Source organism: Streptomyces sp. NPDC054794 (genome assembly GCF_053611585.1).
The window spans coordinates 259,925-278,309 of record NZ_JBSHAQ010000002.1 but is presented as its reverse complement, the minus strand read 5'-3'; the positions used below and the strand labels follow the sequence as shown (position 1 = coordinate 278,309).

General features: G+C 71.4%; 14 protein-coding genes and 1 pseudogene. 13 read left to right on the top strand and 2 right to left on the bottom strand.

The features are described 5' to 3' along the window. Nucleotides 1–189 precede the first annotated feature (189 nt). Nucleotides 190–735, bottom strand: coding sequence for an anthrone oxygenase family protein (locus tag ACWGKT_RS03400; protein ID WP_453272319.1), 546 nt, complete (start codon nt 733–735; stop codon nt 190–192). A gap of 184 nt (nt 736–919) precedes the next feature. On the opposite strand from ACWGKT_RS03400, the gene ACWGKT_RS03395 reads away from it, so the two are divergent. The 6 genes from ACWGKT_RS03395 (at nt 920) to ACWGKT_RS03370 (ending at nt 8,167) form a co-directional block, all read left to right on the top strand. Next, nucleotides 920–1,513, top strand: a complete 594-nt coding sequence (locus ACWGKT_RS03395) for a CGNR zinc finger domain-containing protein (protein WP_453272268.1) — start codon at nt 920–922, stop codon at nt 1,511–1,513. A gap of 468 nt (nt 1,514–1,981) precedes the next feature. Beyond that, entirely contained in the window at nt 1,982–2,503 is a 522-nt protein-coding gene (locus ACWGKT_RS03390) for a sigma-70 family RNA polymerase sigma factor (protein ID WP_010039908.1), read from the top strand. After that, nucleotides 2,503–3,333, top strand: a complete 831-nt coding sequence (locus ACWGKT_RS03385; RefSeq protein WP_356142747.1) for an anti-sigma factor family protein — start codon at nt 2,503–2,505, stop codon at nt 3,331–3,333. Before ACWGKT_RS03390 ends, ACWGKT_RS03385 begins: the two co-directional genes overlap by 1 nt. A gap of 73 nt (nt 3,334–3,406) precedes the next feature. Continuing rightward, nucleotides 3,407–5,815, top strand: coding sequence for a HelD family protein (locus tag ACWGKT_RS03380; protein WP_453272267.1), 2,409 nt, complete (start codon nt 3,407–3,409; stop codon nt 5,813–5,815). 366 nt (nt 5,816–6,181) lie between these two features. Then, nucleotides 6,182–7,597 (top strand): malic enzyme-like NAD(P)-binding protein, encoded by a 1,416-nt coding sequence (locus ACWGKT_RS03375; RefSeq protein ID WP_453272266.1) that lies wholly within the window; start codon nt 6,182–6,184, stop codon nt 7,595–7,597. Nucleotides 7,598–7,885: 288 nt separating this feature from the next. Then, nucleotides 7,886–8,167, top strand: coding sequence for an HU family DNA-binding protein (locus tag ACWGKT_RS03370; protein WP_067001509.1), 282 nt, complete (start codon nt 7,886–7,888; stop codon nt 8,165–8,167). A gap of 122 nt (nt 8,168–8,289) precedes the next feature. Here the strand turns inward: ACWGKT_RS03370 and murA are convergent, their stop codons facing one another. Next, nucleotides 8,290–9,630 carry a UDP-N-acetylglucosamine 1-carboxyvinyltransferase gene (murA, locus tag ACWGKT_RS03365; RefSeq protein WP_235452696.1) on the bottom strand — a complete coding sequence of 447 codons (1,341 nt, stop codon included), beginning with the start codon at nt 9,628–9,630 and terminating at the stop codon, nt 8,290–8,292. A 252-nt stretch (nt 9,631–9,882) separates the two neighbouring features. Here murA and ACWGKT_RS03360 point away from each other — a divergent pair, with 252 nt between their 5' ends. From ACWGKT_RS03360 to ACWGKT_RS03330, 7 genes and pseudogenes are all read left to right on the top strand, one after another. Beyond that, nucleotides 9,883–10,455, top strand: a complete 573-nt coding sequence (locus tag ACWGKT_RS03360; RefSeq protein ID WP_453272265.1) for a YqgE/AlgH family protein — start codon at nt 9,883–9,885, stop codon at nt 10,453–10,455. A gap of 29 nt (nt 10,456–10,484) precedes the next feature. Then, nucleotides 10,485–10,763, top strand: a complete 279-nt coding sequence (locus tag ACWGKT_RS03355) for a DUF3039 domain-containing protein (protein ID WP_235452699.1) — start codon at nt 10,485–10,487, stop codon at nt 10,761–10,763. Between the two features lie 388 nt (nt 10,764–11,151). Continuing rightward, nucleotides 11,152–11,286 (top strand): annotated as a pseudogene (locus ACWGKT_RS03350) (carbohydrate ABC transporter permease); the annotation flags it as partial. Between the two features lie 4 nt (nt 11,287–11,290). Further along, entirely contained in the window at nt 11,291–12,910 is a 1,620-nt protein-coding gene (locus tag ACWGKT_RS03345) for a beta-N-acetylhexosaminidase (RefSeq protein ID WP_453272264.1), read from the top strand. 224 nt (nt 12,911–13,134) lie between these two features. Next, nucleotides 13,135–14,028: an FAD binding domain-containing protein gene (locus ACWGKT_RS03340; protein ID WP_356142757.1), complete on the top strand. Its 894-nt coding sequence runs from the start codon at nt 13,135–13,137 to the stop codon at nt 14,026–14,028. Beyond that, nucleotides 14,025–15,920 (top strand): 2Fe-2S iron-sulfur cluster-binding protein, encoded by a 1,896-nt coding sequence (locus ACWGKT_RS03335; protein ID WP_453272263.1) that lies wholly within the window; start codon nt 14,025–14,027, stop codon nt 15,918–15,920. Before ACWGKT_RS03340 ends, ACWGKT_RS03335 begins: the two co-directional genes overlap by 4 nt. Then, nucleotides 15,917–18,217: a xanthine dehydrogenase family protein molybdopterin-binding subunit gene (locus tag ACWGKT_RS03330; protein ID WP_453272262.1), complete on the top strand. Its 2,301-nt coding sequence runs from the start codon at nt 15,917–15,919 to the stop codon at nt 18,215–18,217. Before ACWGKT_RS03335 ends, ACWGKT_RS03330 begins: the two co-directional genes overlap by 4 nt. Nucleotides 18,218–18,385 lie beyond the last annotated feature (168 nt).

Below are 18,385 nucleotides of genomic sequence, written 5' to 3'. Positions count from 1 at the left end.
GGTACTGGTGTGACCGTCCCTGGGGGCTGCCGCCCCCAGCCCCCCGCTTCGGCCTGAACGGCCTCGTCCTCAATCTCCCCCAAGCTCTACGAGCAGGGGGTACCCCCAGACGGGCTGATGATGTGGGCCGGTGCCAAGGAGTGGCCGCACTGGAGCAGCGGCACAGCCTCGGCCTGAGCGGCCCCGTCCTCACGCGCCGGACAGACTGACGGTGCCGGCCGCCGCCGAGTCGCGGCCGTACAGGACCAGCGCCCTGCCCAAGCACCCCAGCGCCACCGTCGACAGCACCGCCCGTGCCACGTTCCAGGCCACCCACGTGTTCTCGAAGTGGTCGCGCACCGCGGCCGGGTCGGCGATCTTCGCCGGGTTTCCCGCGTCGGCCAGGTCGTTGTTGAGCGGGATGTTGAAGGCGACCGTGATCAGGAAGACCAGGACGTACGCCGCGAGCGCCGCCCACACCCAGCGGCCGCCCGCCGTGCCGCGCAGCTGCCACGCCGACACCGCCGTCAGTAGCAGCGCCCCCATGAAGCCGAGGAAGAACACCGGGTTCTGGATCACGTCGTTGATGTTCTGCATGGCCTCGATGAAGACCCGGTCCCCGCTGCGGTGCAGGGCGGGCATCACCGCGCAGGCGAAGATGTAGAAGACCCCGGCGATCAGACCCATGGCGACCGTGGCCGCGCCCAGTACCGGACCCGCGGTCGTCCGGCGTCCCGTCGTGCTGTTCCGTGTCAGTGTCATGTCCTTCGTCATGTCTCCAGGCAACCGACGTGATCGCGTCCTGGACATGGCCGAGGCGCGCACCCGCATACGTGTGCGTCCACGCCGGTACGAGGGGTTCCGGAGGCGGGTGCGGGCAGGCACTGTGAGAGAGGGAAACGGTTCCTGACCCGGGTGACCCCTAGGCGGTGACAGGCACATGGCACTGGGTACGGCCACGGCCCCCTACGAGCTGCGGTTCGACGCCGGGCGGATCTGCCTGGACCTCCTCACGACGACCCATCCGGAGGAACGGCTGGACTCGGTCGAGCCGTTGCGTGCCTGGATCGTGGGCTCCGGTCTGGTCCCGGCGGGCACCCCGCTGGCGCACGCCGACGCGTCCTGGCTCGTGGCCTTCCGTGAACTGCGCGGGCAGATCGGACAGTTGGTGCACAACGAACTCGCGGCGGACGGGCGGTCGTACGACCTCGCGCTCGCCCGCGTCAACGAGATCGCCCACACCGCGCCGCCGGCCCCGCGTGCCGTGCGCGGCGGCGACGGCACGCTCGTACGGGAGTTGGACGGTCCGCCGGAGTGCGCGGCGCTGCTCGCGGCCGTCGCCCGGGACACCGTCGAGCTGCTCACCGACCCGGTGACCTGGGCGGCCGTGCGGGAGTGCGAAGGGGACAACTGCCCCATCGTGTACCTGGACACGTCCCGGGGGCGTCGGCGGCGCTGGTGCTCCAGTGAGGTCTGCGGCAACCGCGAACGGGTGGCCCGTCATCGGCGGCGGGCGGCTCTCGCGCGGGCGTGAGCCGACGGTCCGGCACGGCCGTGGACGCGAACCGGGACCCCGACCGGGACCCCGGCCGAGTGCCGGAACGGAACCCGAAAAGGGAACGAAACAGAGCCCGAAATAGGGCCTGAAAGAGGACCCGACCCGGAATCACCAAGTGTCCGGTACACCACTTCTGAGGCGGGATCACCGATTCGGTCGCGGAGTGATTTCCGTAACACCGCGTTTGCCTTCCGAGTGACCCGGTCACCTGCGGCGCTCCGGCCCATGTGTCGGAAATGTAAAGATCACGCGGGAGGAATGTGTATCCATGTCCCTCTCGTCATGCCACCTCCAAGAAATCTGTCACGTCACTTTGAACGCATCGCACCCCCTGTCCGTACCCGTGGGCGAGCGACCGACTGGGGGAACCCCCGGACACCGGAGGTAGGCGTGCGCAAGGATGCGGCCGTGGCCAATGAACGTGGATCGAGGGCCCGACATCGCATGTCCCAGCCCTCGGAACCTGACGAGGAGCTGATGCGTGCTCTGTATCGAGAGCATGCCGGACCTCTCCTTGCGTATGTCCTCAGGCTGGTCGCCGGAGATCGGCAGCGAGCAGAGGACGTCGTGCAGGAGACGCTCATCCGTGCCTGGAAGAACGCCGGCCAGCTCAATCGAGCGACCGGTTCGGTACGCCCCTGGCTGGTGACGGTCGCACGACGCATCGTCATCGACGGCCACCGCAGCCGGCAGGCCCGGCCGCAGGAGGTCGATCCGTCGCCGCTGGAGGTCATCCCCGCGGAGGACGAGATCGACAAGGCGCTGTGGCTGATGACGCTGTCGGACGCGCTCGACGACCTGACCCCGGCCCACCGGGAGGTGCTCGTCGAGACCTACTTCAAGGGGCGTACCGTCAATGAGGCGGCCGAAACGCTGGGTATACCCAGCGGCACCGTGCGCTCACGGGTGTTCTACGCCCTGCGGTCGATGAAGCTGGCACTGGAGGAGCGGGGGGTGACGGCGTGATGAGTGGATACGGGGGACACGGCGGATTCGGCGCGGGAGGTCCGGGTATGTCTGGACCCATGAGCCCCAGGCAGGGATCTCCGGTGCCCAACGAGCACGAGACCGTCGGCGCCTACGCCCTCGGCCTTCTCGACGATGCCGAGGCAACCGCTTTCGAGGCTCACCTCGCCGGCTGCGAATGGTGCGCCCAGCAGCTCGACGAGCTCGCCGGGATGGAGCCCATGCTCGCCGCGCTGGCGGACCTGCCGGGTACCGGCAGCACGCCCGCGATAGGCGAGTCGCTCTCCGCGAAGCCCTCTCCGCGACTCGCGGAAAAGCTGGTGGTCGAGGTCTCGGAGCGCCGCGCGGTCAAGCGGCGTCACACAATGTTCATGCTCGCGGCGTCGGCCGCGCTGATCGTCGGCGGCCCGCTGGCCGTCCTCGCGGCGAGCGGCGGCTCGGACAGCGGCAACAACAACATGGCGATGGGGCCCGCCCAGACGGCGTTCGAGACCATGGGCGACAAGAAGACGGCCACGGATCCGGCGACCCACGTCACCGCGACCGTCGCCGTCGAGAAGAAGGACTGGGGCACCCACGCGGTCCTCCAGCTCAAGAACGTCACCGGCCCGAAGAAGTGCTCGCTCATCGCCGTCGGCAAGAACGGCGAACGCGAGACGGTCACCTCCTGGTCCGTCCCGAACTGGGGCTACGGCATCGAGAACGCCAAGACGGAAGAGGCCAAGAAGCCGCTCTACGTCCACGGCGGTGCCGCCTTCAACCCGGGCGACATCGATCACTTCGAGGTGATGACCTTCGACGGCAAGAAGCTGGTCGACGTCGGCGCGTAACGCCGACACATAGCTTCCGCGGGCCCCCTTCGCGTACGGTTGACGGCTGCCCAGCACGTCAGAAGGGGGCCCGGTGGCCGCTCAGGCTCAGCAATCCGCGGTCGGCTCGGTTCAGGATTCCGTCCGGGACCGAGAGATCAGCGTCGAACAGGAACACCTCGACCGGGTGTACCGGCGCCTTGAGGAGAAGATCCACGAGGCCGAGTTCCTCATGAACGACGCGGCCAAGCGCGGCCAGGTCGGCACCCCCGGCGCGCTGGCCGAGCGGGACGCCCAGGTCTTCCGGGCGGGCATCCACCTGAACCGGCTGAACAACGAGTTCGAGGACTTCCTGTTCGGGCGGATCGACCTGCTCCTCGGCAAGGACGGGAAGAAGGGGCCCGACGGCGCCTACACCGCCGTGGAGCCGGCCGAGGGCTCGGTGCGCCCCGACAACACCGCCGACATCGCCGAGACCCTGCACATCGGGCGGATCGGCGTCCTCGACCAGGACTACTCCCCGCTGGTCATCGACTGGCGGGCGCCGGCCGCCGCGCCCTTCTACCGCTCCACCCCGGTCGACCCGGGCCGGGTCGTGCGGCGCCGGGTCATCCGTTCCAAGGGGCGCCGCGTCCTCGGCGTCGAGGACGACCTGATGCGCCCCGAGCTCAAGGCCACCCTGCACGGCGACGAGCTGCCCGTCATCGGTGACGGCGCCCTGATGGCCGCCCTCGGCCAGGCCCGCGGCCACACCATGCGGGACATCGTCGCCTCCATCCAGGCCGAGCAGGACCTGGTCATCCGCGCACCCGCCGCCTCCGTGACGTACGTCGAGGGCGGACCGGGCACCGGGAAGACGGCCGTCGCGCTGCACCGGGCCGCCTACCTCCTCTACCAGGACCGGCGCCGGTACGCGGGCGGCATCCTGATCGTCTCGCCGACCCCGCTGCTGGTGGCGTACACCGAGGGTGTGCTGCCGTCCCTGGGCGAGGAGGGCCAGGTCGCCATCCGCGCGATCGGCTCGCTCGTCGACGGCGCCGAGGCCACGCTGTACGACTCCCCGGCGGTGGCCCGCGCCAAGGGGTCGTACCGGATGCTGAAGGTGCTCCGCAAGGCGGCCCGGGGCGCACTGGAACTGGGACCGGGCGGCGCGGGCCCCGGCGTGAACGGCGCCCGGGCCGCCGCCGGGCAGCTCGCGTTCGGGGATGAGGTCGGCGAAAGCGGCGGCGGCGCCGGACCGGAGCGTGTCCAGGCCGGTCCGCCCACCCGGCTCCGGGTCGTCGCCTTCGGGCGCCGGCTCGAACTGGAGGCGAACGAGCTGGAACGTATCCGCCGCAACGCCCTGGGCGGCACCGCCCCCGTCAACCTGCTCCGCCCGCGCGCCCGCAAGCTGCTCCTGGACGCCCTGTGGGAGCGGTCCGGCGCGGCCGGCCGGCACAGCGATCCGGAGCTCGCGGCCGAGCTGCGCTCCTCCTTCGACGAGGACATCACCACGGAGGACAGCTTCCTCGCGTTCCTCGACGGCTGGTGGCCCGAGCTGACGCCGAAGGCGGTCCTGGCGGCCATGGCGGACGAGCGGCGCCTGGGCCGCTGGGCCCGGCGGATCCTCAACCCCGGCGAGGTGCGCAAGGTGGCCCGCTCCCTGAAGCGGGACGGCCTCTCGGTGCACGACATCGCCATGCTCGACGAGCTCCAGGCCGTCCTCGGCACCCCGGCCCGCCCGCGCAAGAAGCGCGACCTGGACCCGCTCGACCAGCTCACCGGCCTGGACGAGCTGATGCCCGTGCGCGAGGAGTCGCAGCGCGAGCGGGCCGAGCGGCTCGCGCAGGAGCGCGTCGAGTACGCGCACGTCATCGTCGACGAGGCGCAGGACCTCACGCCGATGCAGTGGCGCATGGTCGGCCGCCGCGGCCGGCACGCCACCTGGACCATCGTCGGCGACCCGGCGCAGTCCTCCTGGTCCGACCCGGACGAGGCGGCCGAGGCCCGCGACGAGGCCCTGGGCACCCGCCCGCGCCGCCGCTTCCGGCTCACCGTGAACTACCGCAACCCGGCCGAGATCGCCGAGCTCGCCGCGAAGGTGCTGGCCCTCGCCATGCCCGGCTCCGAGTCGCCGTCCGCCGTTCGGTCCACCGGGGTCGAGCCGCGTTTCGGCGTCGTACGGGAGTCGCTGGAGAAGACCGTGCGCGCGGCGGCCGAGCGGCTCCTGGACCAGGTCGACGGCACGGTCGGCGTGGTCGTCGCGATGCACCGGCGCGCGGAGGCCGCGCGCTGGCTGGCCGGGCTCGGCGACCGGGTGGTGGCGCTCGGCAGCCTGGAGGCCAAGGGTCTGGAGTACGACGCCACGGTGGTCGTCTCGCCCGCGGAGATCGCCGACGAGTCACCGGCCGGCCTGCGCGTGCTGTACGTCGCTCTCACCCGGGCGACCCAGCAGCTGACGGTGATCTCGACGGACCGGGACGAGCCGGACCCGGCCGGGATTCCGGACCTCCTGCGGGACTGACCGGGGGACGGAATCCTGTGAACCTTCCGGACGGGAATGGCCGTGCCGGATCCGTTTGTTAGCCTGGGTACGGCACCGGCTCGATCCAAGCCCCCGGGCCCAACCTTCGTCGCTACGAGCGACCACTTGCCGCGAGGCGAGCATGGCGGGTCGGTGTCATGAACGTACGAGAGGCCCACGTCACATCGTGACGTGGGCTTCTTTCATTGACCGTTCCGCTCTCGTATGGTGGAAGTCTCTTTCCGAAATCGGGCCGGTCCGTGAACAAAACGTCCGCAACCCCACGCGGCTAACGCCTACTCGGGGGTAGGTGCGACGATCGGACGGCACAATTTCGCGACACGGTGAAAGCAGAGGAAGTCGGCCATGGCAACGGCGCCCAGCGTCTCCTACTCGATGACCATCCGGCTGGAGGTGCCCGCGAGCGGAACCGCCGTCTCGCAGCTCACCACCGCCGTGGAGTCCTCCGGAGGCTCGGTGACCGGCCTCGACGTCACCGCGTCCGGCCACGAGAAGCTGCGCATCGACGTCACCATCGCGGCCACCTCGACCGGACACGCCGACGAGATCGTCGAGAAGCTCCGCGGCATCGAGGGCGTCACCCTCGGCAAGGTCTCGGACCGTACGTTCCTCATGCACCTCGGCGGCAAGATCGAGATGCAGTCCAAGCACCCCATCCGCAACCGTGACGACCTGTCCATGGTCTACACGCCGGGTGTGGCCCGCGTCTGCATGGCGATCGCCGAGAACCCCGAGGACGCCCGCCGCCTGACGATCAAGCGCAATTCCGTTGCGGTCGTGACGGACGGCTCCGCCGTGCTGGGCCTCGGCAACATCGGCCCGAAGGCCGCGCTGCCGGTCATGGAGGGCAAGGCGGCCCTCTTCAAGCGCTTCGCCGGTATCGATGCCTGGCCGCTGTGCCTGGACACCCAGGACACCGACGCGATCGTCGAGATCGTCAAGGCGATCGCCCCCGGCTTCGCCGGCATCAACCTGGAGGACATCTCCGCGCCGCGCTGCTTCGAGATCGAGGCGCGGCTGCGCGAGGCCCTCGACATCCCCGTCTTCCACGACGACCAGCACGGCACCGCGATCGTCGTCCTCGCCGCCCTGACCAACGCACTTCGCGTCACCGGCAAGGCGATCGAGAACATCCGGGTCGTCATGTCCGGCGCCGGCGCGGCCGGTACGGCCATCCTCAAGCTGCTGATCGCCGCGGGCGTGAAGAACGCGGTCGTCGCCGACATCCAGGGCGTCGTGCACTCCGGCCGCGGCGACCTGGTGGACGCGGCGCCGGACTCGGCGCTGCGCTGGATCGCCGACAACACCAATCCCGAGGGCTTGACCGGCACCCTGAAGGAGGCGGTGCACGGCGCCGAGGTCTTCATCGGCGTCTCCGCCCCGAACGTGCTCGACGGCGACGACGTGGCCGCCATGGCCGAGGACGCGATCGTGTTCGCGCTCGCGAACCCTGACCCCGAGGTGGACCCGGCAATCGCCCGTCAGACGGCCGCAGTTGTGGCCACCGGCCGCTCCGACTTCCCCAACCAGATCAACAACGTGCTGGTCTTCCCGGGTGTCTTCCGCGGCCTGCTGGACGCCCAGTCCCGCACGGTCAACACCGAGATGATGCTCGCGGCCGCGAAGGCCCTCGCGGACGTGGTGACCGAGGACGAGCTGAACCCGAACTACATCATTCCGAGCGTCTTCAACGACAAGGTCGCGGGCGCGGTGGCGGGCGCGGTGCGGGAGGCCGCGAAGGCGGTCGCCGCGCAGTCGTGACCACGGCGTACCGTTGATGTGCGGGGGCTGTGAGGATCACCACGGCGGCCCCCGCCCCGGCGCGTCGCGGAACCCCCTGGCGTCGGGCGCCCTCTAGGGTGACGGCCGAGCAGGCGCTTTTCGTGTGACTCCCTAGGGTGTTCTCACGACTCCTACGGGTGCCGGATTGGCTTTCCCGCCGCAGGTAGGGGCAGGATGCGTCCCTGGGCGCGAGCGCATCGGCTTCGCTGTGCCGCGGCTTCGCCGCGTGGCACGCCCCAACAGCAAGAAGAACACGGGAGTAACAACATGAATCGCAGTGAGCTGGTGGCCGCGCTGGCCGACCGCGCCGAGGTGACCCGTAAGGACGCCGACGCCGTGCTGGCCGCGTTCGCCGAGGTCGTCGGCGACATCGTCTCCAAGGGCGACGAGAAGGTCACCATCCCCGGCTTCCTGACCTTCGAGCGCACCCACCGTGCCGCTCGCACCGCGCGCAACCCGCAGACCGGTGAGCCCATCAACATCCCGGCCGGCTACAGCGTGAAGGTCTCCGCGGGCTCCAAGCTCAAGGAAGCCGCCAAGGGCAAGTGACCTTGTCGTCCGTGCATCACGGGACGGTGTACGGCACGTAACAACGCCGATGGGGCGGCACCCGGACTTCCGGGTGCCGCCCCATCGCTTGTACGTGCCGTCGGCGGGGAGTCCCCCGACCGTCAGCCGAGTGCCTTGCCCGGCAGTTCGACCTTGGCGCCCAGCTCCATGAGCTTGTCCATGAAGTTCTCGTAGCCGCGGTTGATGAGGTCGATGCCGTGGACGCGGGACGTGCCCTGGGCGGCGAGTGCGGCGATGAGGTAGGAGAAGCCGCCGCGCAGGTCGGGGATGACCAGGTCGGCGCCCTGCAGCTTGGTGGGGCCGGAGACGACCGCGGAGTGCAGGAAGTTGCGCTGGCCGAAGCGGCAGTCGGAGCCGCCGAGGCACTCGCGGTACAGCTGGATGTGGGCACCCATCTGGTTCAGCGCGGAGGTGAAGCCCAGCCGGGACTCGTAGACCGTTTCGTGGATGATGGACAGTCCGGTCGCCTGGGTGAGGGCGACCACCAGCGGCTGCTGCCAGTCGGTCTGGAAGCCGGGGTGCACGTCCGTCTCCAGCGCGATGGACTTCAACTGACCACCGGGGTGCCAGAAGCGGATGCCCTCGTCGTCGATCTCGAAGGCACCGCCCACCTTCCGGTAGGTGTTCAGGAACGTCATCATCGAGCGCTGCTGGGCGCCGCGGACGTAGATGTTGCCCTCGGTCGCCAGCGCCGCCGACGCCCAGGACGCGGCCTCCAGCCGGTCCGACAGGGCACGGTGGGTGTAGCCGCCGAGGCTCTCCACACCGGTGATGCGGATCGTCCGGTCGGTGTCCATCGCGATGATCGCGCCCATCTTCTGCAGAACGCAGATCAGGTCCTCGATCTCCGGCTCGACGGCCGCGTTGGACAACTCCGTGACGCCCTCGGCCATTACGGCCGTGAGCAGCACCTGCTCGGTCGCGCCGACGGACGGGTAGGGCAGCCGGATCTTCGTGCCGCGCAGACCCTTCGGCGCCTCCAGGTACTGGCCGTCGGCCCGCTTCTCGATCGTGGCGCCGAACTGCCGCAGCACGTCGAAGTGGAAGTCGATCGGACGGCCGCCGATGTCGCAGCCACCGAGGCCCGGGATGAACGCGTGCCCGAGGCGGTGCAGCAGCGGACCGCAGAACAGGATCGGGATACGGCTCGAACCCGCGTGGGCATCGATGTCAGCGACGTTCGCGCTCTCCACATGGGTCGGATCGAGCACCAGCTCACCGGGCTCGTCACCGGGACGTACGGTCACCCCGTGCAGCTGCAGCAGACCGCGTACGACACGAACGTCACGGATGTCCGGAACGTTGCGCAGTCGACTCGGCGCACTGCCCAGCAGGGCGGCGACCATGGCCTTGGGCACGAGATTCTTCGCACCGCGGACACGGATTTCGCCCTCCAGCGGGGTTCCGCCGTGGACAAGCAGGACATCGTCGTTGACGGTCATGAATCTCGCGTTCCGTGGAGTTGGGCAGGGGCCGGAGAGACAGGGTAATCGCCGATCGCCCCCCTCCAGTAAGCCCTGGTACCACTCAGCTACGTCATAGCTGTGTCACAACACGAACCGTTTCCTGTCGGGCACGTGCGGTCACCGCCCGGGGCGTGCGCGTGGGGGCGCATCGGTGCGCCCTGAGCTGCATTCACTCCCGTACCCGCATTGGCTCCCCACATGGGGGGAAGATGCGGGATCATGTCTGGCATGACCGAGGTGTCCTCGCTCACAGGGCGGCTGCTCGTGGCTACGCCCGCCCTGGCGGACCCGAACTTCGACCGTGCGGTGGTGCTCCTTCTCGACCACGACGAGGAGGGCTCCCTCGGTGTCGTCCTCAATCGTCCGACCCCGGTGGGCGTGGGCGACATCCTGGAGGGCTGGGCGGCTCTCACCGGCGAGCCCGGTGTCGTCTTCCAGGGCGGTCCGGTGTCGCTGGACTCGGCACTCGGTGTCGCGGTCATCCCCGGCGGCGCGTCCGGCGACCGCACCCCGCTCGGCTGGCGCCGGGTGCACGGAGCGATCGGCCTGGTCGATCTGGAGGCCCCGCCCGAGCTGCTCGCCTCGGCCCTCGGCTCCTTGAGAATCTTCGCCGGATACGCCGGCTGGGGCCCCGGTCAGCTGGAGGACGAGCTGGTGGAGGGCGCCTGGTACGTGGTGGAGTCCGAGCCGGGCGACGTGTCGTCCCCGGCGCCGGAGCGGCTGTGGCGCGAGGTGCTGCGTCGGCAGCGCAACGAGCTGGCGATGGTGGCCACCTATCCGGACGACCCGACACTCAACTGATGTCCCGGAGCTTCAGTACCCTTGGCGGCATGAGCACTCTTGAGCCCGAGCGCGGGACTGGTACGGGGACCCTCGTAGAGCCGACGCCACAGGTGTCCCACGGCGACGGCGACCACGAGCGCTTCGCCCACTACGTCCAGAAGGACAAGATCATGGCGAGCGCCCTCGACGGCACCCCCGTCGTGGCGCTGTGCGGCAAGGTGTGGGTGCCGGGTCGTGACCCGAAGAAGTATCCCGTGTGCCCCATGTGCAAGGAGATCTACGAGTCCATGGGCAGCGGCGACGAGGGCGGCGACGACAAGAAGTAACCGGTCCCTCTCCGGCTGAGACTCACAGGGCCCCCGGCACGCTTTGGCGTGCTTCGGGGGCCTTTGTCGTGGTGTGGCGTTGCGGGGAGTGCGTCCGCCGGTCACAGAGTGGTTGAGACCTCTTGTCGGCATGTTCATGTTGTCCCTAGCCTCCGTGTGTTGTGCAGAGTGAAACCGTCGTTGCATATGTTGCAATGATCTTCCGGAGAGGCACTCCATGAAACGGGCAGCAGGAATTCGGCCGTTACTTCTCCCGTGGCTTTCTCTCGGCGGGCAAAGTGGTGATCGCCTCGACACCGATCGCGTTTCTCGCCGCGACCGCCGCGACCGCCGCGACGGGATTCCGCTTCCGGTTCCGTTTCCGGACCGCGCACGAACTCGCCGCTCTTCCAAGTCCTTCATCATCGGCGGCACTTCGCGGTCGACCCTGCCGATGGCCCTGCCGGTCTTCTGCAAGCTCATCTTCTTCGTGCTCGTCCAGCGACGACCGGTGTCGGGACTGGGCGCAGCGGTAAAGGACTGACGTGATGGATCTGATTCCGGCGCCGCGCGCCGTCGAGGGCCCGATGCGCTGTGGCTTCCTGTTCGACCGGGACACCACCCTGTGGGCCGCCCCGGGCACGGACACCACGGAACGCTGGCTGCGTTCCACCCTCGGCGCGGCCCTCGGCCTGCCGCTGCGGCCGGGTCCGCGGGACGCCCCCAACTCCGTACAACTGCAGCTGGACGACGCGCTGGAGCCGGAGGCCTACGGGCTCGACGTCGTCGCCACCCGGGGCGTGCGGATCCGCGGCGGCGACCCGGCCGGGGTCTTCTGGGGCGCCCAGACCCTGCGCCAGCTGCTCGGCCCCGCGGCCTTCCGGCGCGCCCCCGTTCGATCCGGCATCACCCACGGAATCGCCCACCAGAGCATCGAGGACGGTCCCCGATTCCGCTGGCGCGGTCTCCTGCTCGACGTCGCCCGGCACTTCATGCCCAAGGACGGAGTCCTGCGCTACCTGGACCTGATGGCCGCGCACAAACTCAATGTCTTCCACTTCCACCTGACGGACGACCAGGGCTGGCGGATCGAGATCGCACGCCACCCGAGGCTGACCGAGACCGGCTCCTGGCGGACGCGCACGAAATTCGGCCACCGGGCCTCGCCGTTGTGGGAGGAGAAGCCGCACGGGGGCTACTACACCCAGGACGACATCCGCGAGATCGTCGCCTATGCCGCCGAGCGGCATATCACCGTCGTCCCCGAAATCGACGTACCGGGCCACTCGCAGGCCGCCATCGCCGCGTATCCGGAACTCGGCAACACCGACGTCATCGACACCACCGCCCTCTCCGTCCTGGACGACTGGGGGATCTCCACGAACGTACTCGCCCCCACTGACAACAGCCTGCGCTTCTACGAGGGGGTGTTCGAGGAAGTCCTCGACCTGTTCCCCTCGGAGTTCATTCACGTGGGCGGCGACGAATGCCCCAAGGACCAGTGGAAGCGGTCACCCGCCGCCCAGGCGCGCATCAAGGAACTCGGGCTCGCGGACGAGGACGAGTTGCAGTCCTGGTTCATCGGCCACTTCGCGAAGTGGCTGTCCGCGCGCGGGCGCAGACTCATCGGCTGGGACGAGATCCTCGAAGGCGGCCTCCCCGACGGCACGGCCGTGTCGTCCTGGCGCGGCTACCAGGGCGGGGTCGCGGCAGCGCGGGCCGGGCACGACGTCGTCATGTGCCCCCAGCAGCAGGTGTATCTGGACTACCGGCAGGCCGCGGGCGACGACGAACCAGTTCCCATCGGGTACGTCCGCACCCTGGAGGATGTCTACCGCTTCGAGCCGGTTCCACCGGAACTGGACGAACCGGGAATCCGCCATGTGCTGGGCACCCAGGCGAACCTGTGGACCGAGGTGATGGAGGACCACGCACGCGTGGACTACCAGGCGTTCCCCCGGCTCGCCGCCTTCGCCGAGGTGGCCTGGAGCGCCCTGCCCGCCCCCGGGGAACGGGACTTCGCGGATTTCGAACGCCGCATGGCCGCCCACTACGGGCGACTCGACGCCCTGGGGGTCGCCTACCGGCCGCCCGCCGGCCCGCGCCCCTGGCAGCGGCGCCCCGGTGTGCTCGGGCGTCCCATCGAGGGGCTGCCTCCGAACACGTAATGGAAAAAGACCTCAAGGGTCACCGAAGAGTGTCAATCGCCATGCTCCGGTGATGATGGGCGAAATCGGACCATCTCCCTGATGAGGTGGGCGAATGCCTCCTAGCGGACCCCCGCGTTCGAGTGTTGCGATGATGTGCCAGAGTTGCCACGTCCGCCCTGTCAGCACGTACCGTACGGCAACACAGGTGGGACCAGGTGGGGCAGCGGGAAGGGGCAGCCGGTTTGACCACGCACGCACCGCAGGCGGCGCAGGCCGTCACGCTGCCCACGACTCTGGACGAGGCCGTGGCGGCGCTCACCGCCATGCCCGCAGCCGTTCCCGTCGCGGGCGGCACCGATCTCATGGCCGCCGTCAACTCCGGACAGCTCAGGCCCGCCGCCCTGGTGGGTCTCGGGCGGATCAGCGAGATCCGCGGCTGGCAGTACCAGGACGGCCACGCGCTGCTCGGCGCCGGCCTCACGCACGCCCGCATGGGCCGCCCCGACTTCGCGGCCCTGATCCCGGCGCTCGCCGCCGCCGCGCGCGCCGCGGGCCCGCCGCACATCCGCAACGCGGGCACCCTGGGCGGCAACATCGCCTCCGCCGCGCCCACCGGCGACGCGCTCCCGGTGCTGGCCGCCCTGGAGGCGACGCTGATCATCGCTGGCCCGGGCGGCATGGGCCGGGAGATCCCGGTGTCGCACCTGCTGGCGGGCGTGGAGATGCTGCGCGCCGGCGAACTCATCGGCTACGTGCGCGTGCCGCTGCTGCACGCCCCGCAGGTCTTCCTGAAGGCGACCGGCCGGACCGGGCCGGGCCGTGCGGTCGCCTCCGTGGCCCTCGTCCTCGACCCCGCCCGGCGCGGAGTGCGGTGCGCCGTCGGCGCCATAGCGCCCATGCCGCTCAGGCCCCTGGAGGCCGAGCAGTGGGTCGCCCAGCTCATCGACTGGGACAACGACCGGGCGATCGTCCCCGAGGCGCTGAACGCCTTCGGGGAGTACGTCGCCTCGGCCTGCATCCCCGACCCGGCCCCGGAGCAGGACGGATCCGTGCCAGCGCTTCCGCCCGCCGTACTGCACCTGCGGCGCACCGTCGCCGCGCTGGCCCGACGAGCACTGGGGAGGGCGCTGTCGTGACCGACGACCAGCACGGAGACGGCACGTCGCGGGGGCGCTGGGATCCGCTGCCCCAGGGCGACTACGACGACGGCGCCACCGCCTTCGTGAAGCTTCCGGAGGGCGGCATCGACGCCCTCCTGGCCGCCGACAGCCCGCTCGCCGCGCCCGGCCATGGGTACGTGCCGCCGCAGATAACGGTGGCTCCCGCCACGAACGCCGGGACCGATCCGGCGGCCACGGGCACCTGGACCATGCCGACCGACCGCACCCAGTGGCCCGACCCGAACGCCGTGCCCCAGGACGCGGGCGCGGACGACCGGTTCACGTACCACCCCGCCGCCACCCAGCAGTGGACCTTCGAGGAGCCCGCGCCCGCGCCGGCGCCCGCCCCCGGTCACGACGTGACCGGTCAGTGGTCCATCCCCGTCGCGGGCGGCGACCTTCCGGACGAATCGGGCGAGTTCACCACGTCCTCCCTGGTCGAGCAGTGGGGCGGCACCCCGCCGGCCACCCTCCCCGGCGGCGCGTCCGCGCCCTGGGCGACGGAGCCGGCGGACCGGCCCTGGGACCACCGGCAGACGGGTCCGGGGACGGAGTCCGAAGCGCCGGCGGGACACCCGCGCGCGGGTGGACGGCCGGCGGACGCACGGCCGGGCGAGGCCCGGACCCAGGAACACGCGCCCGCACCGGGCGCCGACCGTCCCGGCACCGGCGCCCCGTTCGCGGGCGGCTACCCGGAACCGCCGACCGACGGCGACACCGGGACGCTGTCCGGGCACGCCACCGGCACCTCGGCCGGGCAGAACCACGACACGTTCGCCGGGCGGAGTCACGACACGCTGGGCGGCCGGGGTTCCGACACGCTGGGCGGCCAGCGGCACGACACGCTGGGTGGGCGGGGTTCCGACACCCTCGCCGGGCGGAGTCACGACACGCCGGCCGGGCAGAGCCACGACACTCTGGCGGGCCAGGGTCACGACACCCTGGCCGGGCGGAGCTCCGACACCTTGGCCGGACGCGGCGGCATCGTCGCCGGGCACCCCGTGCACGAGGCGGACGCGGCGCGCGAGCCGGCCGAAGACGCCGAGTCGGGCGAGGCGTTCGCGCCGGGGGAGGCCGACGCCGCCCGCGGGGCCGAGGAGGCCCCTGAGGGGCCCTCTGGGCGCCCCACGGACCCCGATGCCACCCCGGATGCCGAACTCGGCCCGGAGGCCGGGGAAACGGCCGCGACGGACGCCGAGTCCGACGACGCGGCGGGCTCCGTCCCGCCGCACGACGACCACCCCCTCGCCGCCTACGTCCTGCGCGTCAACGGCGTCGAGCGCCCCGTCTCCGACGCCTGGATCGGCGAGTCCCTGCTGTATGTGCTGCGCGAGCGGCTCGGACTCGCCGGCGCCAAGGACGGCTGCTCGCAGGGCGAGTGCGGGGCGTGCAACGTCCAGGTGGACGGGCGGCTCGTCGCCTCCTGTCTGGTGCCCGCGGTCACCGCGGCCGGCAGCGAGGTCCGTACGGTCGAGGGACTCGCCGACGACGGACAGCCCTCGGACGTGCAGCGGGCGCTCGCCAAGTGCGGCGCGGTGCAGTGCGGGTTCTGCGTGCCGGGCATGGCGATGACCGTGCACGACCTGCTGGAGGGCAACCCGGCGCCGACCGAGCTGGAGGCCCGCCAGGCCCTGTGCGGCAACCTGTGCCGCTGCTCCGGCTACCGGGGCGTCCTGGACGCGGTCCAGGAGGTCGTCGCCGAACGCGAGGCGCACGCCGCGGCGGACGCCGAGACGGACGCCGACGGGGCACGCATCCCGCACCAGGCGGGCCCCGGAGCCGGCGGCGTCAACCCCTCGGCGTTCGAGGCACACGGCTCACCCGTCGCGCACGACCGGCACTACGGCCAGGACGGAGGCCAGGCGTGAGCAACGACGCCGCCACCGCGGACGCCCCCGACGCCCCCGAGGGCCCGCCGCACGGCCTCGGCTCCTCCCTGCCGCCGGCCGACGCCCGCGCCAAGACCGAGGGCACGTTCCCGTACGCGGCCGACCTGTGGGCCGAGGGCCTGCTGTGGGCGGCCGTCCTGCGCTCCCCGCACCCACACGCGCGCATCGTGTCGATCGACACCTCCCACGCGCGCGAGATGCCCGGCGTACGGGCCGTCGTGACCCACGAGGACGTGCCCGGCACCCCGCGCCACGGCCGGGGCACCCCCGACCGCCCGGTGTTCGCCTCCGAGGTCGTGCGCCACCACGGCGAGCCCATCGCCGCCGTCGCCGCCGACCACCCGGACACCGCGCGGATGGCCGCCGCGGCCGTCATCGTCGAGTACGAGGTGCTCGACCCGGTGACCGACCCGGAGCAGGCCTTCGAGGCCGAACCGCTGCACCCCGACGGCAACCTGATCCGGCACATCCCGCTGCACCACGGCGACCCGGAGGCGGCCGCCGAGATCGTCGTCGAGGGCCTGTACCGCATCGGCCGCCAGGACCCCGCGCCCATAGGGGCCGAGGCGGGCCTCGCCGTGCCCCGTCCCGACGGCGGCGTCGAGCTGTACCTGGCCTCCACCGACCCGCACGCCGACCGCAACTCGGCCGCCGCGTGCTACGGCCTGTCGCCGGAACGGGTGAAGATCGTGGTCACCGGTGTGCCCGGTGCCACCGCCGACCGCGAGGACCAGGGCTTCCAGATCCCGCTCGGCCTGCTGGCCCTGAAGACCGGCTGCCCGGTGAAGCTGACGGCGACCCGCGAGGAGTCCTTCCTCGGTCACGTCCACCGCCACCCGACCCTCCTGCGCTACCGCCACCACGCCGACGCCGAGGGCAAGCTGATCAAGGTCGAGGCGCAGATCCTGCTGGACGCCGGCGCCTACGCCGACACCTCCGGCGAGGCCCTGGCCGCCGCGGTCTCCTTCGCCTGCGGTCCGTACGTCGTCCCGAACGCCTTCATCGAGGGCTGGGCCGTCCGCACCAACAACCCGCCCTCCGGCCATGTGCGCGGCGAGGGTGCCATGCAGGTGTGCGCCGCCTACGAGGCGCAGATGGACAAGCTCGCCAAGAAGGTCGGCCTGGACCCGGCCGAGCTGCGGCTGCGCAACGTCCTCGCGACCGGAGACGTCCTGCCCATCGGCCAGACGGTGACCTGCCCGGCCCCCGTCGCCGAACTCCTCCAGGCGGTACGGGACTTCCCGCTCCCGCAGCTCCCCAAGGACACCCCCGAGGACGAGTGGCTGCTGCCCGGCGGCCCCGAGGGCGCGGGCGAACCGGGCGCGGTGCGCCGGGGCGTCGGCTACGGCCTGGGCATGGTGCACATGCTCGGCGCGGAGGGCGCCGACGAGGTCTCGACGGCGACGGTGAAGGTCCACGACGGCGTCGCCACCGTCCTGTGCGCGGCCGTGGAGAGCGGCCAGGGCTTCACCACGCTCGCCCGGCAGATCGTCCAGGACACGCTGGGCATCGACGAGGTGCACGTGGCGCCGGTCGACACCGACCAGCCCCCGGCGGGCCCGGGCTGCCGCGGCCGTCACACCTGGGTGTCCGGCGGTGCGGTGGAGCGGGCGGCGAAGATGGTCCGCACGCAGCTCCTGCAGCCCCTGGCGCACAAGTTCGGCATGTCCACCGAACTGCTGCAGATCACCGACGGCAAGATCACCTCGTACGACGGCGTGCTGTCGACCACCGTCACCGAGGCGCTGGACGGCAAGGAGCTGTGGGCCACCGCGCAGTGCCGCCCGCACCCCACCGAGCCGCTCGACGGCGAGGGCCAGGGCGACGCCTTCGTCGGCCTCGCCTTCTGCGCGATCCGCGCGGTGGTGGACGTCGACATCGAGCTCGGCTCCGTGCGCGTCGTGGAGCTGGCCGTCGCCCAGGACGTGGGCCGGATCCTCAACCCGGCGCAGCTCGCCGCCCGTATCGAGGCGGGCGTCACCCAGGGCGTCGGCATCGCGCTCACCGAGAATCTGCGCACCCCGCGCGGCCTGATCCGCCACCCCGACCTCACGGGCTACGCCCTCCCGACAGCCCTGGACGCCCCGGACATCCGGATCGTCAGGCTGATCGAGGAGCGGGACGTGGTCGCCCCCTTCGGCGCGAAGTCGGTCAGCGCGGTCCCGGTCGTGACCTCCCCGGCGGCCATCGCCTCCGCCGTGCGCGCCGCGACGGGCCGCCCGGTGAACCGTCTGCCGATCCGCCCGCAGGCGGCGGTGGTGACGACCGGCCAGTGAGCCCCCCGCGGGCGGTCGCGGGAGTCCCCCGTGTCCGGTGGCGTGTCCGGTGGCTTGTTCGTGCGGGTCACCCTGGGGCGGAACGGACGGGCGTCGCCCGGCGTCTTGTGCCGAGGGCCCGTTGTCAGTGGTGCGGCGTAGTGTTCTGGGCAGTGGGGGACGGCCGCT

What these genes read in the sequence shown, in the direction of transcription:
- ACWGKT_RS03395 (WP_453272268.1), top strand. Translation starts at nt 920, where the DNA reads ATGGCACTGGGTACGGCCACGGCCCCCTACGAGCTGCGGTTCGACGCC.
- ACWGKT_RS03390 (WP_010039908.1), top strand. Translation starts at nt 1,982, where the DNA reads ATGTCCCAGCCCTCGGAACCTGACGAGGAGCTGATGCGTGCTCTGTAT.
- ACWGKT_RS03385 (WP_356142747.1), top strand. Translation starts at nt 2,503, where the DNA reads ATGAGTGGATACGGGGGACACGGCGGATTCGGCGCGGGAGGTCCGGGT.
- ACWGKT_RS03375 (WP_453272266.1), top strand. Translation starts at nt 6,182, where the DNA reads ATGGCAACGGCGCCCAGCGTCTCCTACTCGATGACCATCCGGCTGGAG.
- ACWGKT_RS03370 (WP_067001509.1), top strand. Translation starts at nt 7,886, where the DNA reads ATGAATCGCAGTGAGCTGGTGGCCGCGCTGGCCGACCGCGCCGAGGTG.
- murA (WP_235452696.1), bottom strand. Translation starts at nt 9,630, where the DNA reads ATGACCGTCAACGACGATGTCCTGCTTGTCCACGGCGGAACCCCGCTG.
- ACWGKT_RS03360 (WP_453272265.1), top strand. Translation starts at nt 9,883, where the DNA reads ATGACCGAGGTGTCCTCGCTCACAGGGCGGCTGCTCGTGGCTACGCCC.
- ACWGKT_RS03355 (WP_235452699.1), top strand. Translation starts at nt 10,485, where the DNA reads ATGAGCACTCTTGAGCCCGAGCGCGGGACTGGTACGGGGACCCTCGTA.
- ACWGKT_RS03345 (WP_453272264.1), top strand. Translation starts at nt 11,291, where the DNA reads ATGGATCTGATTCCGGCGCCGCGCGCCGTCGAGGGCCCGATGCGCTGT.